Raw genomic sequence first — 26,098 nt, forward strand, 5'->3', positions numbered from 1 at the left:
TTTGTCATGAAAATAATTTTCACTATGATATTTTTATTGATCAGTATATCAAAACTGTTTGCCCAAAAAGAGCCAGAAATAGAGAAGATCGTGGGGTATTGGCGTGAAGAAAGATATAACAAAGTTATTTCGGCCATTAATGATTATTATGGAGGGAATAAAAGCAAGCATACACTAATGCTAGATATCCTCATGGTCACGAGTTTATGCAACACAGGAAGCACCAATCCCAACCCTAAACAATGTTTTGATCTACTAAAAAAAAGTTACCGTGCTTCGGAAGAAGCTAAAGCAATAATTGAAAAGCTAAGCGCAAATTGTAGCAGCATGATCAATATTAACAAATTAACTCAGAACTATACTTTAAGCACCAGCAACCAGTTTGCCCGGACAAGGGGGAAATTGGGCTATTCAACATCACAATCAAATAATATCAATCATGGAGACACTTTAAAGATACTTAGATACATTACTGATGATGACTTAAACAAAAGGAGACTTAAGAGAGGGCAAGGCATAGATGCTGGAATTTTTTACAAACGGTTATATGATTCTATTGGCCTTACTAATTATAGGATAAAAGTGCTTGATAAATTTATCATTGTAACTACTTCCTCGGATTCAATGACTAATTATAAGGATTCAGAAATAAAACTTAATGCCTATTTATCCTTTTATGCTCAAATGTATGGGATGATAATGCCGGAAGATTATATTACTATATTTCTGGCGAAAAACATTAATGAATTTCGGTACTTTTCAGAAAAATTGCATGGTTTTGTTCTACCTTCTCATAATTTTGGCTATTCAAGCTTAGATGACCAATGCGTTGTCTCGATAGCCCCTGAGGTCAATAAAAAACCAATACTTGGTACCACATGTCACGAACTATTCCATATACTTTCCAAAAGCAATTATTCAACATTGCCAGCCTGGCTGGAAGAAGGTATGGCCTCGCTTTATGAAGCTTCTGAATTGAGAGGCAATAAAGTGGTGGGCATCAATAACTGGAGAATCGATTTTTTATTTGGCGGGCATTGGGAATATTTAAACGAAAATAAAATAAACAGAAACTTGATGGGCACCAATGTTATGGACATCATTGAACTTGACTGGGAATCTTTTAATAAAGTCGACGAATATGAGGCTAATCAAAGCTTTAATTATGCATATAGTCGCTATCTTATGCTATATCTTCAAAATAAAGGGAATCTTCCCGCATTCTTTAAGGAGGCATCAGCTTATTCATACATGGATATTAAGAAAAGTTTTTCTGAGGATTACTTTGATCTGATTAAGAAATATTCACCTCCAGGTAACGATTTTGACAAGGCGTTTAAGGATTGGGTAAAAACGATGTTTATACTTGCGAAGAGTGGTGTAAAAGACGCGAAGACGAAACCTATTTTAACACGAAATAATCGCAGATAAATAAACCTTAAACAGAAATAGAAGACAAAGAATTTATCCATTTTCTAAAAGCGCGTACGAAAAACCTGACAGCCAATGTTAGAACAAAGTCTAAGCCTCATATGGGTAATAGCAAGAACAGCTAACAGTGGTTGGCAAAATTTGGTGGAGATTTTTTCTGTACCGTTCAGATTTCTAGTAATTTTAACCGAACCTACCAAACTTCGCTAAACCCCAAAGCATTAGCAATCATTATAAAACGACCCAAGAACATACAGACATTAGATAATATATGAAAAAAGTAATTGCAGCATTCAATATGACACTTGACGGGGTTTGCGATCATGAGGCAGGAATTGCTGATGAAGGACTACATCAACATTATGCTGAACTAATAGATAATGCTGGAGTTATTTTATACGGACGGATCACCTACCAACTTATGCAATTTTGGCAAACACTAGTACAACATCCTTCCGGTGAAAAATCAATGGACGATTTTGCAATTTCAATCGACAAAATTCAAAAACTTGTTTTCTCAAACACACTTAAAAACACCGACTGGGATAGTGCAAAACTTGCAAACAGACCTCTCGAAGAAGAAGTTTTGGAGCTCAAAAAACAGTCACAACAACACATTCTTGTTGGAAGTAGGAGTTTGATTATTCAACTTTTAAACAGTAATCTTATAGACGAATTTCAAATTTGTATTCATCCTGTCATACAAGGAAAGGGGCAGCTATTATTTGACCAAATTAAGGACAGGATTTTATTAAAACTCATTAAGACAAAATTACTAAACTCAGGTGCACTAGTGTTTTATTATGAGCCGACAAAAAATCAAACAACCATATCCTCATGAAACAACACTTAATAATATTGATTTTATTTTCTTTTAGTTTCACATCATGTAGAGAAAAAACCACCTTTTTAGACCAGCTTGGTAAGGAAAAAGAAATTTACTCGGTAATCATAACTACAGATGATAAACGAGTTTTTCGCGAGTTCTATAATGGTAAAACACAGAAAGACCTCTTTAATATACAATCCGAAACCAAAAGCATTATTGCAATTCTGGTAGGAATAGCTATTGATAAAGGCCTTATCAACAGTTTGGACCAACCAATTTCGGATTTTTTCCCACAAATTCTTTCTGACAAAGAACCTAAAAAGAAAGAAATTACAATTCGGCACCTTTTAAATCAAACATCCGGTTTAAAAGATTTTGAATACCCTCGAATCGAAAAATGGCTTGTGGATCCCAATCCTTCAAGTTTGATTATATCCCAGCCATTGGTGTCTGATCCAGGTACTACCTATCAGTATAACACCGCTGGAACACACTTACTTTCGGTAATTATTTCTAAAGCAGCAAAAATGGAAACTGCAATCTTTGCCGATAGAAATTTATTTAGACCGCTTAAGATCGAAAATTATAAATGGGGAAAACTAAATGACGGATACCATGATGGTGGTGGCCTTTCGCTTTGGATGAAAACGGATGATTTGGTTAAAATTGGGCAATTATTATTGCACGGTGGAGAATTCAATAAAACTCAAATAGTTTCGAAGCAATGGGTTTCGGAACTCTTTAGGAAAGAAAACAAGTTGAAAGCACCTTGGGGAATAAGAAATTCATTGCACGGACTTTGTTGGTATTCAACAAAATACAAAGGGCAAAATTTAGACTATGCAATGGGATATGGTGGGCAATTTATTTTCATTGTTCCCAATCTAAATTCAGTTATTGGAATTAATTACAATCATGATACTGAAACTGGAATTGAAAATTCTACTAAATTTATTGAAAAATATTTGCCTTTAATTTTTGACGAGATAAACTAGCAGTCTAAATAGAAGAAGACGAACTGCTAACAACGCTTTTACAAAATTGGTGGAGAATTTAACTCTACCCTATTATATAGCATAGGAATTTGACTCAAATACACCAACTTAGTCAATCCTCAATGAATTAGATTTGATAACTCATTATGAAAAAAGCGCTACTAATTATTGTGATTTGTTCTTCTTTTATTGCCTGCACCTCTGCCCAAGAATGCAAGGAAGGGATTAATCTGCTTCCGATGTATGGAAACGTACACAAATGTGATGAACAACTAGCGTTAGATAAAACTTTTATTTCTAGCACTACGTCCAAATTCCCAGATAGAAAAACTGCAGCTGTTGCTTTTGTTGAAAAGGCTTGGGAATATTTTTATAAGGATGATTTAGAAACATCAATGAAACGCTTTAATCAAGCTTGGCTACTCGACAGCCTAAACGCCGATGTGTATTGGGGGTTTGCTAACTTGTTAGGAAAAAAAGGTGAATTTAAAGCCTCAATTCCCTTCTTTGAAAAATCACTAAAGATTAACCCGAATAATTCCAGGGTGTACGAAGGGCTTGCCACAAGCTATGGACAATTATTTTTTGTCACAAAGCAACGTGGCTTACTAGATAAATCCATAAGCTCATTATACAAGGCAAATGGCTTTGACAAAAACAATCCTAGAATATTAGCGCAATTAACGGCTGCTTATTCTTATTTTAACCAAAAAGACAGCGCATATAAATACCTTAAACTTACAGACAAAATAGATCCTAAAGCTATACATCCTCAAGTTAGAGCGATGCTCAAACAAAAATAAGTGCCGCTAAAATGACGAAAAAACATACAACATGGTTTATCATATTCTAAATGGAGATTCTCTTGCTTACAGTTTTCCCGATGCAAAAATTTCAGGAGATATAATCGTTGTTAGAGAAGCACTTATCGATGGAAGCTTATCAGGCGATAATTTACATGACTTTTGGGATTCAAGGGCTAAATATATAGGAATCCCTGAAGCAGCATATCACGACAGTGTTGTAAAAGAATTTGAAAAAATAATGAACGCTCCCGACAATTCCGAATTTAACCTTTGGTTCGAGTACGACTTGTTCTGTCAGGTTAATATGTGGTTCGTGATTTCAATTATCAATAGTTTGACGATAAAGAAAAAAGTTTATGCTGTTTATACTTCCCATCTAAACAAAACAAGTAAACAGTTTTGGAATGGTTTTGGACAAGCAGATTCAAGCGAGCTTAAAACTTGTTTTGTTAACCGAACTCCTTTAAATCCTACTGATTTACATTTTGGACAAGACTTATGGACGGCTTATAAAAGTAACAATCTTGAGGAATTAATTCATATTGCAAAAAATCAACCGTCTGCTTTCCCCTATTTGCAAGAGATAGTTAAAGCTCATGTAGACCGTTTTCCAAAAGATGGGACAAAAGGAAGACCTGAACAAGTTATTGAAGACATTATACAAAATGGTTCTACCGTCTTTGAAAAGGTATTCATGGAATTTTGGAATAGAGAAAGCATTTATGGATTTGGCGACACTCAACTAAAGCCACTGTATGACAAAGTAATGTTAAATCGCTAACGAGAGTGTCTGAGTAAAGCACTTAGAACCTAGTTAATTAATCATTCTATTATTTCGATAAATAGACGTTTAAGAGCTAATTAATGCTTATCAAAACTCCAACAGAACTTGTTTCTTAGAGGCACATCCCATGGCCAAACAACGCCACATCATTTTAGTGGCTGTAAATTTATCTGTTTTATCTTGAATATGGATTATGTATTTTTTTTATAAATTAGATAGTGTAAAATAATACAGCTTTGCTAAAAAATGAATGCTATTTGAAACCTAAAAAATAGTTCTCGCGGCAAAAAAAACCAGATATATTTCTTATATACATATTATAACGCCCTTTTTATGCAAGTAGACATATTTTCATATATAAACCCAGAAGATTTAGTAACGATAACACTAGAAGGTATTGATAAGGATCTAAGACTTTTGGACTCCTTATTTCTCTTTGTGACCATTATTAGTGCGTATTTATTTATTCCCTATATACCGTATTTTAAATTAAAATATTTTTCTAAAAAGAATAATAGCGCATTACCTAGCAGTTACAGTGACGACTATAACGAACTAAACATCTTAGGTTTTAAGATTAGTAGGAAGCAACTAATTTACATTACCGTTATCACTACTTTAATACACGTGTCGTTAGGGATTACAATTAGGTCCAAAACAAATTTAATTATTGAAATAAGTGATAATGTATCTAAGTCAATAAAAACAAGTGTGTTAAACAATAATCCGCAAGCTTTAGATAGTAGTGAAAAAGCAGATACAGCAATAAAAAGACTTATAGCAGAAAATTATGCATTTCAATCTTTATCAAATTCTAAATTGTTTCAGATGTTTAACTATAAGAAAATGTACCTTACACGAAAAACAGATTCTTTTAACATCTTAGAAGCCTTTAGTTTTTTTGTGCTCTTTATTCCTTTTTTACTGTTTACATTCTTCTTTTTGATAGTTGGCTTCGAATGGCTAACCAAAGTGAGCCAAAAACCTAAACATGATAAAAATTTGATTTCCAAGGCGATATTAGTTTTCATTATTTATCTAATGAATATCTACAGTTTTTATTTGTGGGTTGGCGGGATCAAGAATGTTGCAGGTATCATTAATTTTAACTACGAACTTTTTTTTTAGAAGACTAATACAAGTAAAAATGCATCATCTTCTTCTTTAAATTAAAACAACTAAGATGAAGATAACCGGGATATTTAGGATTGAGTAGAGGATTAGAAATGAAAAACACCCCAAATCAATTCACAAATAGAAAAAATAAGATTTATGGCATACTCTCCGGCCTAGTTATGTATGTAAGTGTAGGCTCAGCTGGTTTGTATCTACTGCGTATATGTTGGCCCAACTACGCCCAGGCAAGTTTGGATAAATCATATACAACTAAAATGCTGTTTTTCAGATTATTGGTCGGAATAGTTGCTGCTGTCTTTGCCGGTTTAGTTTCGAAAAGAATAGGAAAAGAAGAAGGAAGAAGTGCTTGGCTTGTAGGAGCAGTAGTTTTTTGTACAGCAGCTTATATTCATATTTTTAGGGTATGGGCAGACTACCCTACTTGGTACCATTTTGCTTATTTACTACCAATAATACCAATTATAGGATTAAGTCATTATTTATTCTATAAGAATAGATACCTTTAAATGGCTATTCCAATCTAAACTTCCTCAGCCTCCACACCTTTCCCTAAAATAATTCAAAATAAATTTGCGCAATTAAATCGTTGCACTTATATTTGCAATCAAATAGTTGCATTATCTATTCTCATGAAAACTAGACGAGACGTATTTCAGGCCATTGCTGATCCAACACGGAGAGCAATCTTGCTGTTGCTTGCCTCCCATGCTATGACCCCCAATACACTAGCAGAAGAATTTAATACGAGTAGGCAGGCGGTTTCAAAGCACATCCAGATCCTTACAGAATGTGACTTGGTGAAACACGAACAAAAAGGAAGAGAAATTTACTATCACATCAATTCAAATCAACTCAAAGAGATTGATAAGTGGTTGGAGCAATTCAAAAATATTTTAGCAACCCAGTTCAATCAGTTAGACGAAGTATTATTAACCATAAAAAACAATAAAAGATGAAAAACAATCTGCTATTCGATTTTACAGTCGACAAACCTTCACAAACAGTATACATTAACAGAGAATTTGCTGCCGACCTTTCCCTGGTATGGGATGCTTTTACTACAAAGGAATTATTGGACCAATGGGTGGCACCTAGACCCTGGTCATCAAAAACAAAGTACATGAATTTCGAAGTTGGTGGAAAAAGGTTTTATGCTATGGTAAGTCCAGAAGGATTAGAGCGTTGGTCGATTCAGGAATACACTTCCATTACGCCAAAAACTAATTTTAAAATGTATAATGCTTTTGCAGACGAAAATGAAAATCCTGAACTGCCGGGCTCTGAGTGGGATTATAAATTCAGCGAGCAGAACGGGATCACCAAGGTGAGTATAACTATTAAAAACGAATCCCTTGCCCGTCTTGAAAAAATGATCGAAATGGGCTTTAAAGAAGGTTTTACAATGAGTATAGACAATCTAGAAGAACTCTTGGCAACGTTATCGCAGAAATGATCTCGATCTTTAACCACCTAAGGCGCCTTAGACACCTAAATTGAAGTCGGTTATTCTGGCCAATAGCACTTGTTAGATATCATCCCTAGTTGTCAGTCTGAGCGTGTCGAAGACCAAACTATACCCTTCGACAAGCTCAGGGTGACACACTTTTGGGAAACTGAAAAATCACCTTTGTGTTCTTCACGCTAAATTTTAGAATAAGTACCCCAAAACTATCCCCGCTATAATAATTATCGGCGGACTAACCTTAGTAAAATTCAAGATCAAAAACGTGGAGATAACAATAGAGATTGGCATCCAGTGAAACCCGATGGGTCTGGCCAATAAAATCAAAGCGGCAATAATAAAGCCAACGCTAACTGCATTGATGCCTGATAAGGAATGTTTTATTCGGGTAATTTTTTTAAGGTCATCCCAAAATGGAACGATAAACAAGACTAAAATAAGGCCCGGCAGGTTAATCCCTAATACTGCTAAAAAACCACCCAAGGTTTGGCCAGCTATCCCATAATTACCGTGTTTCATGCTCAATGCACCTACATAACTTGTAAATGAAAATGTGGGGCCAGGAAGGATCTGTTGAAAGGCAAATCCAGATTGGAAATCAGATTGCGAAAGATAGGCCTTCGCCTGAACAAATTCTGTAAGCATTAAGGGAACTAAGGATAGGCCTCCACCAAATACAAACATGCCATTACGATAGAAATTTTCAAACAGCCTGATCGGTAAACTAAAAGGCGATGTTCGGTTGATAATAGCACCCAATACTGCCATAAATAACAATACTCCAATAAAATAACTCAGTTTTCGTGGATTAATATTAGCAAATAGATTTACCCTGATCTGGGTTTCTTCTTTAGAGGTTCCTATTGCAGACGAAATCATCCCTCCCACTAAAATGGCAATTGGGAAAACGTAGGCCTGTTTTAAAATGAGGGTAGCAATAACAGCCGATATGGCCAATAAAATGCTAATTTCATTATCCAAGGCTTTTTTTGCAAAATTATAGGCGCCATAAGCTACTATCCCTATGGTAATGGGATGGATATATTCTATGATCTCCTGAAATTTCTGTTTCTGATCTAATACCGAATAACTTATGGCTGCTAATGTCATTAATATTGCAGAAGGTAGGATCCATATAAAAAAAGTGAGTATAGCTAGTTTAAGACCACCAACTTTATAGGCAATACCTACCAAGGTCTGCGTAGAAGCTGGTCCGGGTAAAACCTGTGCCAAAGCGTTTAGCTCTAATAGCTCTTCTTCAGACACGTATTTAGTATTCTTAACAAAATACCTCAATAGCAAAGAAACATGCGCTTGAGCTCCTCCAAAGGCAGAAAAAGTAAAGAACACCACGTTTCTAATAAATAAGAGTTGTCGTTTTCCCATTTTGCGTCTAGTGTGTAGAGGTGGGCGTTAAGCGTTTGTGATCGATGTCAATCATCATTTACATCCTTTAATCTTTTTAATCCTAGTCCTAAAAGCGTGTGGCGATAAGCGATGAGCGAAGAGGGACGCCTAACGCACAAGACCATTGCATACCGCAAAATTTCTTATTAATCTTAGTCATAAATCCTGTAATCCCTTAATCTTATTAATCCTAGTCGTGTAATCCTATAATCTTATTAATCCTGGTAATCCTAGCCCCTAGTCATCTTCGTAGTCTAAACCTGCAGCGGTGTTATAGGCACTTTGTAGTTCTGAGAGGCTGTGCATATCTCTTTTAGTACGTGCGGCGGTCATCCCATCCTGGTAAATTTGAATGGCCTTATCTTTGTGACCTTCTTTTTCATACAGTTTTCCCAAATGATAATAGGTGCCAATGTAGGTGGGATGTTCCTCAACCAATTTTAAATAATAGGTAAAGGCTTTTTCTGTGTCATTTAACGAGTTATATTCTGTAGCTAAAGCATATAATACAAAGCTATCATTAGGTTCGCTTGCTAAAAATTCCAATAACTTAGCTAATCGCGTGTTTTGCATTTTAAATCCCTGCTTTTTTAATTAGATTTGCACCAAGACAATTTAAGGAACCAATCCTTTTTAAGTGCATAAATGTGCTAAATCTTTGGTTCATTATCTTTAAAAATCAATATAAATTATGAAAATATTAGTTTGTATCAGTAATGTGCCAGACACAACCACAAAAATAACTTTTACCAACGATAATACACAATTCAATACGGCAGGTGTACAATTTATTGTTAATCCCTATGATGAGATTGCCTTGTCTAGAGCTATTGAGCTTTGTGAAGGTGGAAAAGGGACGGTAACGGTGATCAATGTGGGAGAAAGCGCTACAGACCCTACTATTAGGAAAGCGTTAGCCATTGGGGCTGATGATGCTGTTCGTGTGAATGCAGCACCTAGAGATGCCTATTTTACTGCTTTCCAAATTGCAGAATACGCAAAAGCCAATGAATTTGATATGATTCTATGTGGAAGGGAATCAATTGACTACAATGGTTCGCAGGTAGCTGCGATGATTGGTGAATTTTTAGATATCCCCTCTATCTCAATCATTAAAAAATTAGATTATGATGGTACCACAGCAACAATAGAAAGAGAGATTGAAGGCGGTAAAGAAGTGGTTAGCGTTACTGGAAAATTTGTAGCGAGCTGTGCGGAAGGTACTGCAGAGGCAAAAATTCCAAATATGAGAGGGATCATGTCTGCTAGAACCAAACCATTAACCGTTGTGGAAGCTGCCGCAATTGAAGAATTAGGCAAGGTAACTAAATTTGAAACCCCCGCTCCTCGTGGCGCTGTGAAGTTAATCCCTGCAGAAAATGCAGAAGAGTTAATTTCATTGTTGCATAGTGAAGCGAAAGTAATCTAGCATAGAGCTTGGAGCCTGGAGCGCTTTGCACTATGCCCTATGTCCTATGCCCAAAATAATTAAGTATTTATTAAAGAACTCAAAATGTCAGTACTAGTATATGTAGAACAAGCCGATGGTAAATTTAAGAAGTCTGTTTATGAAGCAGTTTCTTATGCAAAAGCTATCGCCGATAATCAAAATACAAACTTAACTGCAGTTTCTATTGGCAATGTTGCTGATGAGGAACTAAAGGAATTAGGCAAATATGGTGCATCAAAAGTACTCAATGTTAGTGCCGATCAATTAAAAAGTTTCGTAAACCAGGCTTATGCCGCAGTAATTGCCGAAGCCGCTAAAAAAGAAGATGCAAACATAGTAGTTTTATCTAACTCTTTTTCTGGCAAGGGATTAGCGCCAAGAGTTGCAGTAAAGCTTAAGGCAGGGTTAATTGATGGGGCGGTTGAACTTCCAAATTTTGAGGGTGGATTTTCGGTGAAGAAAACAGCTTTCTCAGGAAAAGCATTTGCGATTACCTCATTAACCTCCACACATAAAGTAATTGCTTTAAACCCGAATGCTTTTGGGGTAAAGGAAAATAAGGTTGATGCGTCTATTGAAGTCTTTAGTCCGGAAATAAAATCTACAGATCTAGCAGCAATTGTAAAAGAAATTGTGAGGGCAACCAATAAAGTGTCTTTGCCTGACGCAGAATTAGTGGTTTCGGCGGGACGAGGATTAAAAGGACCCGAAAATTGGGGAATGATTGAAGAATTAGCGGATTTATTAGGTGCTGCAACTGCCTGTTCAAAACCAGTTTCTGATGCAGATTGGAGACCTCACTCAGAACACGTTGGCCAGACAGGTATAGCTATTAGTCCGAATTTATACATTGCCATTGGTATTTCTGGCGCAATACAACATTTAGCTGGTGTTAGTTCTAGTAAAGTAATAGTAGTAATCAACAAAGATCCAGAAGCTCCATTTTTTAAAGTGGCGGATTATGGTATTGTTGGAGACGCCTTTGAAGTAGTCCCGAAAATTATAGCAGCATTAAGAGCACATAAAGGATAGTCTCGAATAGACTTACGAAGTTTTAAAACTTCGTAAGTCTATTTCGGTTAAATAAATATGAAAAAAGTAAAACTCGATATTGTAGGCTTATCTTACAGTCAGACCCAATCAGGAGCTTATGCCCTTGTGCTTGGTGAAGTAAATGGTAGGAGACGACTGCCCATCATCATAGGTGCTTTTGAAGCGCAGGCGATCGCGATCGAAATAGAGAAGATGACCCCTACCCGCCCCCTTACGCATGATCTTTTTAAATCTTTTGCACAGGCTTATCAAATCGAGGTTACCGAAATTATTATCTACAACTTGGTTGATGGAGTTTTCTTTGCCAAATTACTCTGTACCAATGGACAAACTACTCAAGAAATTGACGCTAGAACGTCTGATGCCATTGCACTTGCTGTGCGGTTTAATGCCACTATTTATACCTACGAATTTATCCTATCTTCTGCAGGGATCGTAATTGAAGGCAATGATTTTTTGTTCCTCGAAAACATGGAATCAATTACCAAAGAGCAGAGCTCTGAAGATATGCCTACTTCCATCCCAGTTTCTGGATACCAATCGCTAACCATAGAAGAATTACAACAAAAGTTGGAAGAAGCACTAACCGAAGAGGCCTATGAGAAAGCCGCTCGGATTAGGGATGAGATCTCGAAGCGGAACCTGAAGTAATTAGCTAATTTTTTAATTAGCTAATTATTTTTAACTTACAGTGCTTTTAAACTAAACAAACAACAAACTATATGAATCTTAAATTTCGGCTAACCATAGTTAGTTTCATGCAATTTTTTGTGTGGGGCGCTTGGCTTATTACCATCGCAAATTATTGGTTCGGTACAAAACAATGGGATGGAGCACAATTTGGGTTAATTTTCGCAACAATGGGTTTTGCATCTTTATTTATGCCAACCCTTACCGGTATATTGGCCGATAAATACATTAATGCCGAAAAATTGTATGCCATATTGCATATTTTATACGCAGCAACACTCTTTTATATCCCCCAAGTAGAAACTCCGAACGAATTTTTTTGGGTCATATTTCTTGCGATGTGTTTTTACATGCCCACAATTTCTTTAAGTAACTCCATCTCCTATACCACGTTAAAATCGAGTAATTATGATGTGGTTAAAGACTTCCCACCTATTAGAGTTTGGGGTACAATAGGGTTTATTGCTGCCATGTGGATTACCAACCTAACGGGAAGTAAGGCCAATGCCAATCAATTTTATATTGCTGGAGTTGCCGCTCTAGGGCTTGGCTTATATTCTTTCACGTTACCAAAATGCCTGCCATCTAAATTATTAGAGGAGAAAGCAACGTTAACTCAGAAATTTGGATTAGATGCCTTCAAATTGTTTGCTAATTATAAAATGGCCTTGTTCTTTATCTTTTCTATGTTTCTAGGCGGTGCATTACAGTTAACAAATGCCTATGGGGATGTATTTTTGGATGAATTTAAACTCTTTCCGGTATTCGCTGAATCATTTGTAATAAAATACTCTACAATCATCATGTCTATTTCACAGGTTTCTGAAACCTTATTTATCCTGGCTATCCCATTCTTCCTTAAACGGTTTGGTATTAAAAGGGTAATGGTTATTGCGATGTTAGCCTGGGTTTTTCGTTTCGGATTATTCGCATATGGCGATCCTTCTGGTAATTTATGGATGATTATATTCTCCTGTGTCGTTTACGGAATGGCCTTCGATTTTTTTAATATTTCTGGCTCTCTATTCGTAGAAACTTCTACTACAGCTAAAACCCGTTCTTCTGCACAAGGTCTATTTATGATGATGACCAATGGTTTTGGCGCCGTTCTTGGTAGTATTGTTTCTGGGTGGATGATTCAAAAATACTTTACCACAGCTTACACCAATGTCCATGCCCTAGCAGAACACGTTGGCTCTACCACCGATAACAAACATCTCCTTAAATTTTTAGGAGATAAGGGAATTAGCGTACTTGGAAATGGCGACTTGAGCCGAGCATTAGATGTTAAAGATTGGCATAATATATGGCTCTCTTTCACCCTGTATGCCTTGGCAATTACTATCTTGTTTATGATTTTCTTTAAACATAAGCATACTAGAGCTGAAGTAGAAGCAATTGAGGCTATTAATCATTAATTCATTCATTGGTTATTAACCATTATACCAAAGTCTTAGCAGATATATGTCATCATTTAAACTAAGAAAAGAGAATAATTGTCTTAATTGTGGCGAGACTGTAGAAAAACATTTTTGTCCGGCATGTGGGCAAGAAAACATCGAGGTTAAAGAAGATGCTTTCCACATGACCGTCCATGCAGTGGCTGATTATTTTCATTTTGAGCACAAGTTTTTCGGCACAATTAAACCCTTACTTTTAAAACCTGGCCAATTAACCAAATCTTATGTTGCCGGAAAGAGAGCCTCTTATATCCACCCCATTCGGCTTTACATTTTTATTAGTATTATCTTTTTTTTAGTGGTGCTGAGTGGCGAAACTCAGAAAAAGGAACTACCCAAAGTAAACCCCAAAGCACTTGCTTCAAAAAAACTTACCGCTAAGCAACTACAGAAACTGGCTAAGCTAAAGCAGGCTATGCAATATATCCCTGGTGACGCTAAAAGAAAAGATAGCATTTACAAAGTGGCTGAAGCAGATTTCAAAAGATACGGATCAACCAATATTAATCTTTACACCGGTAAAAGAGAGAGTCAAAATGGATTTTTTGGCAAGTTCTTTTCAAAAGATACCACCTTAGCCGATTATGAAAAACATCAAGCGGCACTTCCGGCTAAAGAAAAAGATGGCTTTATAAAACATTATTTGGCTAAACGAGGCATTGAACTGAGGAAATACCCAAATCCGGAGCAAAAATTTAACGAAGATTTAATGCATAATGTCCCGAAAATGATGTTTTTGCTATTGCCTTTATTCGCTTTAATGTTAAAATTGGCTTACGTAAGAAAGGGCCGCTATTACTATGAGCACCTAATCTACTCATTCCATGTACATTCGGCTATGTTTTTGGCAATCCTCTTCACCATGCTGCTATCCTGGGTTATAGGGTTTGTCTATAATTTATCCGAATTGCTATCGCTCCTTTGTATTATTTATCTCATTTGGTATATCTATCGCTCGCTCCGATCATTTTATGGCAGCACGAGATGGATTACTGTATTAAAAATGTTCTTCCTTTTCTTTTGTTATAATATTGCATTAACACTCTGCTTTTTAATAATTATAGCAGTTAGTTTTGCAATGATATAGCATTAAAGGAAGGATTTTATATCGAAAAGTTAACCTTTCATGTCTGGCAAATATAGAAAAGACCATAATTGTTTAAACTGTGGCTTCCAAGTAGAAGAACATTATTGTAGTAGGTGTGGGCAACCAAATTTAGAGCTCGATGAAAATTTTTGGCAGTTCATTAGCCATAGTATAGCCCATTATTTCCATTTTGATAACAAGTTTTTTCAAACTCTGGTACCGCTCATCACTAAACCGGGAAAGGTTACCTTAGATTATTTAGCTGGGAAAAGGGCGAGGTATATCAATCCGGTGAGCATGTATATATTCGTATCGATTGTCTATTTTTTGCTTGTCTATGCACCAAAACCTAAAGAGAATGCTGCTAAAATAGCAAGAGCTGAAAGGGAGTTGGCCAAACAACGTCCTGTTTTGGATAGCATATCCACTCCTCTTTCTGGTATTGTGGATAAAGGGTTTATAGCTAAAACACAAAGAAAAATTGACGAAAGCTTCGATAAGAAGACATTTCGTGCACTGACTTTTAAACAGCAGGATACTGCCCTTAAATTTTTACGGCAGTACTATCAACTCCATAAATCTGATTCACTAGCGAACAAGATCGAAAGATTACAGGGTATCCATACAGTTAGAAATGATAGTACGTATGCTGCCTACTTAGTCCGGCAAAAAACATTGACCCCTGAAAAAAAAGATAATATATTTGAACGTTTCATGGCCAAAAGGCGAATTGAGATTGGAGAAAAATCGGATATCATCCAAGATCAATTAGAGCATAACAGACCGAAACAATATTTCTTGCTCATGCCCTTAATGGCTCTTTTTATCATGATCAATTTCAGAAAAAACCATATCAAATATTTGGATCATTTGATTTTTACTATTCATGGTATGACCGCTTTTTTTATTATAATGTCTGTTGCTCTGCCTATAAAAAAATTACTATTTAATGGAAGTGATTTTTCGCTTGTTCTAGAACTGGGCTTATTGGCCTGGGTTTTTTGGTACATGTTTAAAAGCCTGAAAATATTTTACCAGCGCAGAAATGGGGTAATTATCGGTCGCATGATTTGGATCGTGATCCTCTATGGAATAGCTTTTAAACTATCAGAAATGGTTATTATCAATGTGATATATTATGCTGCAATTTAGTGGCATTTGCGAATGTTAAAGAGAATCGTCATCGCTTTAGTAGTTATGCCTAACATTGCTTTTGCTAGTGGTGATTATATTTTACCTACGGCCTATGCACTCATTGCAGCTTTAATCTTTGCGCTTTGTTGGATCTTTCAAATCAAGTGGAAGTTATTTGGCAAAGCAATACTTATTCTTGTTTTTTTTATCGGGATCGTTGTTAGTGGCCTTATCACGTCCAAATTCCCAATCAGTTATTATCATTATCTCATACCGGGTATCTATTTTTTTCTACCATTGCTCTTAATTCTCCTGTTCTATCGCATATTTCAAGGAAAATTCAGTAAAGCAACAAAGCCGATTCAATAATTTGAATCGGCTTTGCAAAACTTACGAAGTTTGCTAAACTTCGTAAGTTTAGTTAAATTATCGTTTATCGATATCAACAAAATCCATATCTACATCACCTACATAAACTTGGCGTGGTCTGCCGATAGGCTCTTTATTTTCATGCATTTCTTTCCATTGAGCTATCCATCCCGGAAGGCGGCCTAGCGCAAAAAGTACGGTAAACATATCTGTAGGGAAACCTAAAGCTCTATAAATGATACCCGAGTAAAAATCTACATTAGGGTATAATTTACGGTCGATAAAATAAGCATCACTTAATGCAGCTTCCTCCAATTTTTTGGCAATTTCTAATACAGGGTCGTTGATGCCCAATTTCTCTAAGATATCATCGCACGCTTTTTTAATAATTTTAGCTCTTGGATCGAAGTTTTTATAAACCCGATGTCCAAATCCCATCATCCGGAAAGGATCGTTTTTATCTTTTGCTTTTTTGATCCATTTATTAGTATCACCACCATCTTCTTTAATCAGTTCTAGCATTTCTATCACTGCTTGGTTTGCACCTCCATGAAGAGGGCCCCATAACGCAGAAATACCTGCAGAAACAGAAGCATACAGATTGCAATCTGACGATCCCACCATTCTTACCGTAGAAGCAGAACAGTTTTGCTCATGGTCTGCATGTAAGATCAACAAGGTATTCATTGCACTTACTACAACAGGATCTATTTCTATTTCTTCGGTACGTTGCCCAAAAATCATATTCATGAAATTGGTTACATAATCGTACTTATTTTTGGGATAAATTAATGGATGACCCAATGATTTTTTGTAGATAAAAGATACAATGGTTGGAAATTTAGCCAACAATTTAATCATTGTTAAATCCATTTCTTCCTGAGAAGAATTGGCGTTTAATGATTCTGGATAAAAAGTAGACAATGAACAAACCAATGAAGCTACTTGAGCCATTGGATGTGATTTAGAAGGATATCCATCTAAAAACTTTTTCATGTCTTCATGGATAAGCGTATGTCTGCTTATTACCGACTGAAAATCAGTTAGTTCTTCTTTCGTCGGTAATGCACCATAAATTAATAAATAAGCAACTTCTAAAAAAGTAGATTTTTCTGCTAATTGTTCAATTGGATATCCCCTGTATTTTAAAACTCCTAACTCCCCATCTAAAAAAGTGATAGCACTTTTAGTAGAGCCTGTATTTTTATAACCTAGATCTAAGGTTATATGACCAGTAAGGTCTCTTAGTTTTGAAATATCGATGGCCTTCTCACCCTCTGTTCCAGTAATAACCGGGAACTCATACGTTTTACCGTCTATCTTAATCTCTGCAATAGCTGACATATATTTTATAATTTATATAAAAACAAAAATAGGTATTCTGTTTGTAAAAAGCGGCTTTTGATGCCGATAATGGTGTTAAATTGTTGTTATTTTTTTGGAAGGTAACATTACAAAGATTTCAGGTGCTACTTCACTTTGATTTCAGCAATAACTGCACCACATTCTAACATCGTACTTCCATAATATGGATTTCTGATCTTATTTTCTGTTGACAACCAATCGCCACCATCGCCATTATTTGCCATCGGACAATGTTGGACATAAATTTTTCCAGAGGTAAGATCAGCATGCTTAAATAAGGCGATAACATCAGAGCTTAAACCTGTAAAAGCCTTGCGTTGAGCTGCTATATCCTTAGCATCAACCATTTGAACGGCAATAAGCGAAGTATTTTCACATCCTGTGTAGGTTTTTAGTTGCTCGCCCAACTCTTTGGCCACAACTTTTACCGAGTCAAATTTCGATGCTACCAAAGCATCTTTAAGCGACAAATAGGAAGTTAAAATTGATTTTAATTTATCGTCTTTAAATTCAGCAACAGCTACTTTGGCTGTAGTAGCTGTGACTTTGGTATCAGTTGATTTCTTTTCGGGAGTAGTACAGGCAGTGAGGAGCAGTATGGCGATTAGTGCTGAATAATTTTTCATTTGTTTTTTGTTAGGTCTATGGTGTTTCCGTAATCTGAGCAAACATTTCATAGATTTCGTTTTTTGCTCAAATTAGCATTTATAATTTTAATATTAACAAAAAAGACAAGACAAATTAAGGGGTAATTTATAATATTAGATTATTATTATAATTTGAAATTAACAAAAGGAGTTTAACATTTATAGGAGCTTGGTATTGCGTTTAAGTTAAAAATTGTAACTAAAAACCAGCATAAATTGTCCGTTTAAGGGTTGATAGGTAGCAGAATTTTTATTTTGTTGATATCCTTCGTATCTCAGTGAAAGATCGTATTCATTATTCCATTCGTATCCCGCCCCACCTCCAAAAATTAAGGCTGTTTTAGAATCCGTTTTTAACCCAAATCCTGCTCCGATGGAACCTAATAGATAAACGGGTTCAAGAATGGGAAATACTTTTACCCCAGCTTTAGCCGGAATAAAATCGTAATCTGCAGTCGGACTGGTATCTTTGGTGAGTAAGCGCCCATATCCCACACTGGCAATCACATTAAGTTCATCAGAAGCTTTATATTTTGCAAATATGTCTAGTCCTAAGCCATATCCAAACGGAGATTTATGGGTGGTAATGCCGATGCTGGCATCAAATCCCAAATTTATTTTGTTTTGATTTCGGTTAGATTGAGCGCTAACTCCTGTTATTGAGACGATAGAAGGGAAAATGAGGGTGGCAATAAATAGATTTAACGGTTTCATGCCAAAGATTTTGCGTTTTGATAAAGCTACATTAAATCCTTAAAAAACAAAAGCCCCGATCAGTACTATTGATCGGGGCTTTATTTAAATTAAATTAATTACAATTTAAAACCATAAGCTAAACGTAATCCAACATAACCTGTAGTGCTACCACTTGCAGATACGCCTTCATACTTCACACCTAGGTCTACGCCATTGCTCCAAGAATAACCTAAAGCTGGAGAAAACACAAAGTTGGTTCCACTATAAGTTCCAGTGCTAAAAGCAGCACCAGCTTCAGCTAAACCATATAAGCCTGATCCGGTTTCATCGAAGAAATACTTTAAACCAGCTTTTACAGGGATATAGCTAAAATCAGGGTAATCAACATTAGTACTTCCTATTTCTTTACCCATTAAGTTAGTAAAACCAGCTGTAATTGGAATTGAAAGCTGCTTGCTAACATCAAATTGATAACGAAGATCACCACCAAGTGCAACTCCATAAGCGTCGCTTGTTGGAATACCAGCATTTAATCCAATACCAAATTTACGAGATTGTGCATTTGCATTTACTGAAACAAATAAAGCTAATGCAGCTACTGCAGAAGCTAAAAATTTTGTAGAGTTTTTCATTTTTTTTAAATACTATGGTTAAGTTTTTATGTTCATACCGAGTACTATTACCCGATATATCAAATTTAAACAAATTGCATGCCACAAGACAATATGAAAAATGAATTAATTAATAACATATTAACATTTAGGAAGATACATTCATATTTTTTCACAACTTGCTAAGATGAATTAAAGTGCGATTCTGTATAGAATTGAGCACTTTATGAAACCCATTAACTAAATGGCTAATGATTATTGGGCAAGTCGCGATTTTGTCTAATAATTCGTTATAATCAAATGCTGCACATTTCTGTTGTTCCTGCCGCGAACATTATAGGTGTAATTTTTAAGAAATACTTTAATCTTAATATGGGGATGGGTATAGATCTCTCTTATAAAGGGCGTTTCTTTTATTACAACCATCCACTTAGCTCTAGTTTTAATTAAAAAATTTGCTAAACGTTGTTGATCCTTTGCCGTAAACGCATTTTGATCGTATTCAGAAAACTCGCTATCATACGGTGGATCTAGGAATATGAAATCGCTTGAAACTGCATCCACTTGATTTAAAAAGACCTCAAAATCAAGATTGTAGATTGTGGCTTTCTTAAAAAGATTAACTATTGGTAAACTAAATATGTGGTCAACTTTTTGCCCAAAGTTCTTTTTATTATAGGTTATGCCGCCATATGGAATGTTAAAATCGCCCTTAGCATTAAATCTAAACATAGAACCGTAGCAAAATTCACGCACAAAATACCAGTTTGCCGCCGCCTTTTCTTCAGTTAGGGTTATGTTTTTATGGTAATGCGCATTTAAAATCGATCTAAAAAAAAGATAAGTCCCACTTCGAATACCAGTTTCAAAATGTACAGCTAGTTCGCTTTCGTTAAAATCACGACCTTCCTTCTCATTGATCCTTTTAATCCGTTTTGCTTTATCAGCCATGCTGCTTATTAATTTTTCTTTAAAGGCAACAAAGTTGATTAGAAAACCATCATCATTAATTAAAGGAAATTTTTTAAGCTCTCTGGTTAAATTAAGCTCAAATAATGCCGTTACTTCCTGTAAGTCTGCGCTGTGGTGGATAAAATCCAAATACAGTGGTTTTACTATACTCCACAGCACGGTACTCAGATCACCTATTTGAGACCAAGCATTCGCATATTTTGTCAATTCATTTTGGAGCGATGGATTTCCAATTAACTTATAAAAATTTACTAAATCAGTACTTTTATCGTTAATTAGTGCTTTAACTTGGGGTTGCATGGCGAAGAACACTCCTCCGCCCCCAAAGAAAGGCTCGATATATCGTTCATATTTGGGGATGTCCGAAGCAAAAAAGACGTATTCATTGAATTTCCCTCCGGTCCATTTAATTATGGGTCTTATTTTCTTATCCATTGGGCGAATATGCAATTAATTTGAACCAGTTTTATCCGCCAACAAGTTAATTATTGTTTGTTTTAACTGCATCATACCTTGATCGGTATCAAGCCAATGGATTTGCACACCATCCTTTTCCATCTTTCTAAAAAAAGTCATCTGACGTTTTGCGAATTGGCAAATTGCGATACCTAGCTTTTCCGTTAACTCGTTTAGTGTTAATTCGCCTGCAATATGAGCGGCCACAAACTTATATTCGAGACCATAAAAAATTAATTTTTCCATGGACACTCCTTTCTTAATCAATTTTTTTACCTCCTCAATTAGTCCATTTTTTAACCTAAAATCAAGTCGTTCGAGAATTCTTGCCCGCCTTACCTCTAGTTTACTTTGAAGACCGATGATGAGCGGCGTTAAGGTTGGACGTAGTTTATTTTCTAATTGATTGTTGCTCAAATATGTTGCTATTTCAATCGCCCTAATTATTCTTTTTGTGGATGAATAGTCAGCGGTGGATCTAAGCACCAAAGGAAACGCTTCCAATTGATGAATTAGCTCTTCTTTTGTTAGCGATTGGAGTTTCGGCCTTAATTCCTCATTTGGCGGTACGGCAGTTAGTTCATGTTGCTGAAGTAAGCTATGCACATACATTCCTGTTCCTCCACATAAAATAGGAAGTTTATTCTTACGAATGATTTGATCATATGCCCTGTAAAAATCGTCCTTAAAAGCATTTACGTTATAGGTATCTCCAGCCTCCTTAATATTTATAAGGTGATATGGGATGAATTGGTCCATGATTGTGTACTCTTCCAGGTCTTTGCCCGTACCTATATCCATACCCTTAAAAACCTGCCTACTATCTGCACTCATGATTTCTCCATTCAGTTCTTGAGCTATCGCCACCGCTAATTTGGTTTTGCCCGATGCTGTTGGACCTAAAATTATAAGTAAAGGTTGTGGAGACATTTATAAATAGAGATGGTATTTCATGTTGCCGGTATTAAATAGTTTCGAGTAACCTTTATTCGCTAAAAAATCATCCAAATTTAGTTCTTTTTGTGCTAAAAAATCATTCGATACTTCTTTGGGCAGGCGATGAGGGAAATATCGTCTCAGATTCTCCCTATTCAAATAGATAATAGTTGGAGGTGTAATATTACTTAGCGTAAAGCCTAATTTTTGATAGCCTTTTCCGACCGACCAATCCCGGTCAGCATAGCTCATCAGATCGTTAATTTTCACTTGTTTACAAAAATAATGGATCAGTTTGCTCAATCCACCCACGATGGTAACCCCATCTTTAGAAGCAAAGCGAACCAGCTCTGCCGATTGATACTGAGCACCTTTATCTTTCATCACCCTGGTTGCGCTAAAACTACCAACGGCCACAAGATCAGAACCGATAATTAAGCCATAGTTATATTTGGCTTTTACATAGCCCTGCAAATGATATTGAGTTAAAAACAGTTCGGCTTGTTTGTTAGAAATGAGCTCGATTTTAGCTTTACGCCCGTGTAAGCCTTTATTGAGGCCTAAAAATGATCGTATCCTACTTAGTACCTGAGCCCTTTTGGCAATCCAAATATCTTCCCAAAGGTGTACCAATTGAACGCCCAACTGTTGATAGTATTCCTGCAATTGGACCAGTTTTTCTGGCATAAATTGCTGGTCAATTGGCACTAAATGGATGACCAATTGATGCGTACATTGAATAATAAAATAGGGTTCAGCCTGTAAAATCTCTGCCTGATGATAAAAATCCTGCACAGTTAAAAAAACATCTTCCTGCCAAAGGGGATTTAAACCCACCCCTTTTGTTTAAACAAGGTAAAGCCGGCAACAAGTGCATCTGAAATCTGCTCAGTTCCCGCATCATCCAATTGAGTGATCTTAAAACACACATCCGTATCCAATAATTTTAATAAATCTGCATGGATAATGTTTTTCAATTCTGCTTCTTCCTTAATTGCCATTAAACAGAAAGCCACGTGATCTTGCTCGATCTTAACGCTTGCGAAGCGAACCACGTCTCTTTTTTTATCTTGGATATCTATTTCCTTTGTTCCCCATACATCATAAACGGTATCGCTATTTAAGCGATTTACAAAGCCATTTGCGGTATATGGTTGCAGATTTGCCCTAATGATCTGAAAAATTTCTACCAGGTCTGTTTTCATCTTTTTATTTTATTAATGTAGAGTTATTGTTTTGCATTGGTATTAATGAGCTCATAAGCTCGGTTTAGGTTTTTAACTGTAAGATCTCTTGCCCGCCCGGCAGGCAGGGAATCTTTGATGCTTAAATAATCTTACCATTTTTGCTTATGATTATTTTAAACATGTAGCTGTTCATTTCAAGCCTTAATTTGATAGCTATACAACACTAATTTACACCAATTGTTTATTTATACAAGCTATAAATTTAACCACCATGCTGTAGTGGGCTGGTTTTTATCTAAATAAAAAGCCTCCCCCAATAATGGTGTAATTACCTTCACATTTTTTTCTGATGCTGCCTTTATCAATCGTTTAATGGGCTCATCCCAATCGTGCAGCGCTAATTTATATTTGCCCCAATGTACGGGCATCAGTTGCTGCGCTTTTAGGTCCAAGCTAGCATCAACCACCTGTTCGGGAAATAAATGGATCAATGGCCACATTTTATTGTATTGTCCGCATTCTAAGATAGCCAAATCAAACGGACCATATTTTTCGCCAATTTTCTTAAAATGATCATCATAACCAGAATCCCCACCCAAATAAACTTGATGATTTTTAGTTTTTAGTACAAAAGACGACCATAAGGTTTGGTTTCGCTTAAACTGTCTGCCAGAAAAATGACGGGCGGGTAAGGCCGTAAAATTAATATTAGCCAAAGGCGATGTTTGCTCATTCCAAGCTAATTCTGTTAACTGATCCGCTGTAATACCCCATCTCATTAGGTGGGCTCCTACCCCCAAAGAGGTGATGAAATGAGCCGTTTTTTCTTTTAATTCTAAGATTGCCTGGTAATCTAAATGGTCGTAATGATCATGTGTAATTAAAACCAAATCTAAATTTGGAAGATCTTTTACCTTAACAAAATCGGTTCCCTCAAATCGTTTTGTTCCAATAAACTGGAATGGTGACGGCCTTTCGCAAAACACGGGATCAACCAATATATTGAATCCGTCAACCTGGATAAGATAAGAAGAATGACCAAACCAGGTAATCTTGAAATCTTGAGAGGAATTAAAATCAGGTTGAGCATGTGGAAGCGTTTTTTTTGGCCTACCGTTCTCATTGCCCTCGATCATTTTTTTGAACATCGTCCAATACGATACCTCGGCTGGCAGCATGGGTGTTGGAGATTGATTTTGAAACGCCGCATTGACATATAACTCTTGCGACTGTATCCTTTCCAATCTTTCGCCTTTAGGACTTTCTCCAAAAACGGGCAACTGCGTGATGTAAAAGCTTACTAAGAATAGGATTAAAAGGATGGTTACCGCGATATACATTTACTAAAATTTAAGGCAATGATATAAAATTTATTCGGCTTATCGGATGGCTCATCGGGTGACTCATCGGATGGGTTATCATAATACCCTTGAGAATTAGCTAACCAAATATTATTCTGCACCGTTTATTAACATCGGTTTAATCATGTCGGGTAAACAATAGATGAATATTTTGTTACAAAAATTAGGAGGTGGTAGAAGGAATTAATCCTGATTACACATAAAAATAAATTTATATACCTATTTTACAGATACTTAACTTTAAATCAAAATTAAATTTTGCAATAATTATTTAACAATCCTATATTTGGAATATTATTTGGCGAAAGCGAGATAAAAGTCAATTACTTCACAGTATTGATTTATAAAGAAGTGGCGAGAGACAGGCTCTTAGACCCACTGGCAACCCTCCCAAATGGAGAAGGTGCCAATTCCTGACCGATTAGCATGGTGTTAATTGGAAATATAAATTAGAAGATGAAAAATTTAAATTCAATTTCGCTCTTTAGCGAACCCTCACACGTAAAGCCCAAAGGGTTAAAGTTTATTGCTGAGATTAAATGTTGTACTAGAATTTGTTGTACTAGGATTTGTAGGATTATGGGATTATAGGATTTGTTCCTCCCCTCATTCTAACATTTCAACATGCTAACACTTTAATCTTCCAACCTTCCAACTTTACGTCAATGTCATCAGTAATTACATACAAACACACTAAAATTTTCAAATTAGAAAACGGCAAGAAATTGCGCAATCTAGAAATTGCCTATCAAACTTTCGGCAAGTTAAATGCTAAAAAAGATAATGTAATTTGGGCATGTCACGCGTTAACAGCCAACGCAGATGTATTGGATTGGTGGAAAGGATTATTTGGAAGTAATGCATTATTTAATCCAGAAGAACATTTTATAATTTGCGCAAACATATTGGGTTCCAATTATGGCACTTCAAATCCATTGAGCTTAAATCCAATTACAGGGCAGCCCTACTACCTTTCTTTTCCTGAGTTTACCATCCGAGATCTAGCTGCAGCACATCACTTGTTAGCACAGCATTTGGATATAAAAAATATCAAGGTTTTAATTGGAGGTTCACTTGGAGGCCAACAGGCATTAGAGTGGACGTTGGCCAAAACCGAGAACATTGAGAACCTAATTCTGGTTGCCACAAATGCGGTTCATTCTCCTTGGGGCATTGCCTTTAATGAAAGTCAGCGCTTGGCGATCAGTGCCGATCGTACTTTTTATTCCAATCAGCCACAAGGTGGATCTAAAGGTTTAAAAGTAGCACGAAGTATCGCTCTGCTTTCCTACAGAACCTATCAGGCCTATGCCGATACTCAATTAGAAAGCAATAACGATAAAACTACCGGCTTTAGGGCTTCTTCGTATCAAAATTATCAGGGAGAAAAGTTATGTAAACGGTTTAATGCCTATAGTTATTGGTATTTGAGCAAGGCGATGGATAGCCACAATGTGGGTAGAGGAAGAAAAAGTATTACAGCAGCACTTCGCGAAATAAATGCCAATACATTGGTAATTGGGATTGAAAACGACATCCTGTTCCCAGTTATCGAGCAACAGTTCTTGGCCAATCATATACCAGATTCGCAATTCAATACCATTAATTGTGCATATGGGCATGATGGGTTTTTAATTGAAACCGATAAGCTCACCAATATCATCGGCAATTTTTTGAAGGAAAGCAGCAACAAGAAAATTATAAAATTTAGAACAGCATAGTGAATAGCGATAGGCGTTGCGCGATAAGCGTTATGCAGCGCCATGCGCCATG

The 26,098-nt window shown here is 36.2% G+C and carries 27 protein-coding genes and 1 riboswitch; of the genes, 16 read left to right on the forward strand and 11 right to left on the reverse strand.

Annotated features, from left to right (window positions below):
• Window positions 1-6 precede the first annotated feature (6 nt).
• From AC6H0V_RS06095 to AC6H0V_RS06135, 9 genes are all read left to right on the forward strand, one after another.
• Window positions 7-1,431, forward strand: a complete 1,425-nt coding sequence (locus AC6H0V_RS06095; RefSeq protein ID WP_497562827.1) for a hypothetical protein — start codon at window positions 7-9, stop codon at window positions 1,429-1,431.
• A 271-nt stretch (window positions 1,432-1,702) separates the two neighbouring features.
• A complete protein-coding gene (locus AC6H0V_RS06100; protein ID WP_497562828.1) occupies window positions 1,703-2,272 on the forward strand; it encodes a dihydrofolate reductase family protein in 570 nt (189 codons plus the stop codon).
• A complete protein-coding gene (locus AC6H0V_RS06105) occupies window positions 2,269-3,255 on the forward strand; it encodes a serine hydrolase domain-containing protein (protein WP_497562829.1) in 987 nt (328 codons plus the stop codon). The genes AC6H0V_RS06100 and AC6H0V_RS06105 overlap by 4 nt, the downstream gene beginning before the upstream one ends.
• 146 nt (window positions 3,256-3,401) lie before the next feature.
• Window positions 3,402-4,058: a tetratricopeptide repeat protein gene (locus AC6H0V_RS06110; protein ID WP_497562830.1), complete on the forward strand. Its 657-nt coding sequence runs from the start codon at window positions 3,402-3,404 to the stop codon at window positions 4,056-4,058.
• Between the two features lie 31 nt (window positions 4,059-4,089).
• A complete protein-coding gene (locus AC6H0V_RS06115) occupies window positions 4,090-4,842 on the forward strand; it encodes a hypothetical protein (protein ID WP_497562831.1) in 753 nt (250 codons plus the stop codon).
• Window positions 4,843-5,178: 336 nt separating this feature from the next.
• Complete coding sequence (locus AC6H0V_RS06120; RefSeq protein ID WP_497562832.1) at window positions 5,179-5,973, forward strand: hypothetical protein; 795 nt, start codon at window positions 5,179-5,181, stop codon at window positions 5,971-5,973.
• A 98-nt stretch (window positions 5,974-6,071) separates the two neighbouring features.
• Window positions 6,072-6,488 carry a hypothetical protein gene (locus AC6H0V_RS06125; protein ID WP_497562833.1) on the forward strand — a complete coding sequence of 139 codons (417 nt, stop codon included), beginning with the start codon at window positions 6,072-6,074 and terminating at the stop codon, window positions 6,486-6,488.
• A 123-nt stretch (window positions 6,489-6,611) separates the two neighbouring features.
• Entirely contained in the window at window positions 6,612-6,938 is a 327-nt protein-coding gene (locus tag AC6H0V_RS06130; RefSeq protein WP_497562834.1) for an ArsR/SmtB family transcription factor, read from the forward strand.
• Entirely contained in the window at window positions 6,935-7,435 is a 501-nt protein-coding gene (locus AC6H0V_RS06135) for an SRPBCC family protein (RefSeq protein WP_497562835.1), read from the forward strand. The genes AC6H0V_RS06130 and AC6H0V_RS06135 overlap by 4 nt, the downstream gene beginning before the upstream one ends.
• A 195-nt stretch (window positions 7,436-7,630) precedes the next feature.
• Here AC6H0V_RS06135 and chrA read toward each other — a convergent pair whose 3' ends face one another.
• Window positions 7,631-8,830: a chromate efflux transporter gene (gene chrA / locus AC6H0V_RS06140; RefSeq protein ID WP_497562836.1), complete on the reverse strand. Its 1,200-nt coding sequence runs from the start codon at window positions 8,828-8,830 to the stop codon at window positions 7,631-7,633.
• A gap of 258 nt (window positions 8,831-9,088) precedes the next feature.
• Window positions 9,089-9,424: a tetratricopeptide repeat protein gene (locus AC6H0V_RS06145; RefSeq protein ID WP_497562837.1), complete on the reverse strand. Its 336-nt coding sequence runs from the start codon at window positions 9,422-9,424 to the stop codon at window positions 9,089-9,091.
• A 118-nt stretch (window positions 9,425-9,542) separates the two neighbouring features.
• On the opposite strand from AC6H0V_RS06145, the gene AC6H0V_RS06150 reads away from it, so the two are divergent.
• The 6 genes from AC6H0V_RS06150 to AC6H0V_RS06175 all read left to right on the forward strand — a co-directional run bounded on the left by AC6H0V_RS06150 (window position 9,543) and on the right by AC6H0V_RS06175 (window position 15,743).
• The gene (locus tag AC6H0V_RS06150) at window positions 9,543-10,280 is read left to right on the forward strand and encodes an electron transfer flavoprotein subunit beta/FixA family protein (RefSeq protein WP_497562838.1); all 738 of its coding nucleotides are present in this window, start codon (window positions 9,543-9,545) and stop codon (window positions 10,278-10,280) included.
• Window positions 10,281-10,364: 84 nt separating this feature from the next.
• Window positions 10,365-11,333 (forward strand): electron transfer flavoprotein subunit alpha/FixB family protein, encoded by a 969-nt coding sequence (locus tag AC6H0V_RS06155; RefSeq protein WP_497562839.1) that lies wholly within the window; start codon window positions 10,365-10,367, stop codon window positions 11,331-11,333.
• 57 nt (window positions 11,334-11,390) lie between these two features.
• Window positions 11,391-12,005 carry a bifunctional nuclease family protein gene (locus AC6H0V_RS06160; RefSeq protein WP_497562840.1) on the forward strand — a complete coding sequence of 205 codons (615 nt, stop codon included), beginning with the start codon at window positions 11,391-11,393 and terminating at the stop codon, window positions 12,003-12,005.
• A 71-nt stretch (window positions 12,006-12,076) separates the two neighbouring features.
• Window positions 12,077-13,462: a nucleoside permease gene (locus tag AC6H0V_RS06165; RefSeq protein WP_497562841.1), complete on the forward strand. Its 1,386-nt coding sequence runs from the start codon at window positions 12,077-12,079 to the stop codon at window positions 13,460-13,462.
• 46 nt (window positions 13,463-13,508) lie between these two features.
• Window positions 13,509-14,591, forward strand: a complete 1,083-nt coding sequence (locus AC6H0V_RS06170) for a DUF3667 domain-containing protein (RefSeq protein WP_497562842.1) — start codon at window positions 13,509-13,511, stop codon at window positions 14,589-14,591.
• Window positions 14,592-14,630: 39 nt separating this feature from the next.
• On the forward strand, window positions 14,631-15,743 hold the full coding sequence (locus AC6H0V_RS06175) for a DUF3667 domain-containing protein (protein WP_497562843.1): 1,113 nt from the start codon (window positions 14,631-14,633) through the stop codon (window positions 15,741-15,743).
• A 408-nt stretch (window positions 15,744-16,151) separates the two neighbouring features.
• On the opposite strand, the gene AC6H0V_RS06180 is transcribed toward AC6H0V_RS06175, so the two are convergent.
• The 9 genes from AC6H0V_RS06180 to AC6H0V_RS06220 form a co-directional block, all read right to left on the reverse strand.
• Window positions 16,152-17,438, reverse strand: coding sequence for a citrate synthase (locus tag AC6H0V_RS06180; RefSeq protein WP_497562844.1), 1,287 nt, complete (start codon window positions 17,436-17,438; stop codon window positions 16,152-16,154).
• Window positions 17,439-17,563: 125 nt separating this feature from the next.
• Window positions 17,564-18,085 carry a DUF3347 domain-containing protein gene (locus tag AC6H0V_RS06185; RefSeq protein WP_497562845.1) on the reverse strand — a complete coding sequence of 174 codons (522 nt, stop codon included), beginning with the start codon at window positions 18,083-18,085 and terminating at the stop codon, window positions 17,564-17,566.
• A 207-nt stretch (window positions 18,086-18,292) separates the two neighbouring features.
• Window positions 18,293-18,820, reverse strand: coding sequence for an outer membrane beta-barrel protein (locus tag AC6H0V_RS06190; protein WP_497562846.1), 528 nt, complete (start codon window positions 18,818-18,820; stop codon window positions 18,293-18,295).
• A gap of 98 nt (window positions 18,821-18,918) precedes the next feature.
• Window positions 18,919-19,434 carry a hypothetical protein gene (locus tag AC6H0V_RS06195; protein WP_497562847.1) on the reverse strand — a complete coding sequence of 172 codons (516 nt, stop codon included), beginning with the start codon at window positions 19,432-19,434 and terminating at the stop codon, window positions 18,919-18,921.
• 258 nt (window positions 19,435-19,692) lie between these two features.
• Window positions 19,693-20,820, reverse strand: a complete 1,128-nt coding sequence (locus tag AC6H0V_RS06200) for a DNA adenine methylase (RefSeq protein WP_497562848.1) — start codon at window positions 20,818-20,820, stop codon at window positions 19,693-19,695.
• Between the two features lie 15 nt (window positions 20,821-20,835).
• Entirely contained in the window at window positions 20,836-21,771 is a 936-nt protein-coding gene (gene miaA / locus AC6H0V_RS06205; protein WP_497562849.1) for a tRNA (adenosine(37)-N6)-dimethylallyltransferase MiaA, read from the reverse strand.
• The gene (locus tag AC6H0V_RS06210; protein ID WP_497562850.1) at window positions 21,772-22,614 is read right to left on the reverse strand and encodes a hypothetical protein; all 843 of its coding nucleotides are present in this window, start codon (window positions 22,612-22,614) and stop codon (window positions 21,772-21,774) included. It lies immediately after the preceding gene.
• Window positions 22,605-22,982 carry a hypothetical protein gene (locus tag AC6H0V_RS06215; RefSeq protein WP_497562851.1) on the reverse strand — a complete coding sequence of 126 codons (378 nt, stop codon included), beginning with the start codon at window positions 22,980-22,982 and terminating at the stop codon, window positions 22,605-22,607. Before AC6H0V_RS06215 ends, AC6H0V_RS06210 begins: the two co-directional genes overlap by 10 nt.
• Before the next feature lie 236 nt (window positions 22,983-23,218).
• Window positions 23,219-24,304 (reverse strand): MBL fold metallo-hydrolase, encoded by a 1,086-nt coding sequence (locus tag AC6H0V_RS06220; protein WP_497562852.1) that lies wholly within the window; start codon window positions 24,302-24,304, stop codon window positions 23,219-23,221.
• Between the two features lie 359 nt (window positions 24,305-24,663).
• Window positions 24,664-24,776, forward strand: a riboswitch (SAM riboswitch).
• Between the two features lie 214 nt (window positions 24,777-24,990).
• Here AC6H0V_RS06220 and AC6H0V_RS06225 point away from each other — a divergent pair.
• Entirely contained in the window at window positions 24,991-26,046 is a 1,056-nt protein-coding gene (locus tag AC6H0V_RS06225) for a homoserine O-acetyltransferase family protein (protein WP_497562853.1), read from the forward strand.
• Window positions 26,047-26,098 lie beyond the last annotated feature (52 nt).

It is taken from the genome of Pedobacter sp. NO84 (assembly GCF_059703915.1).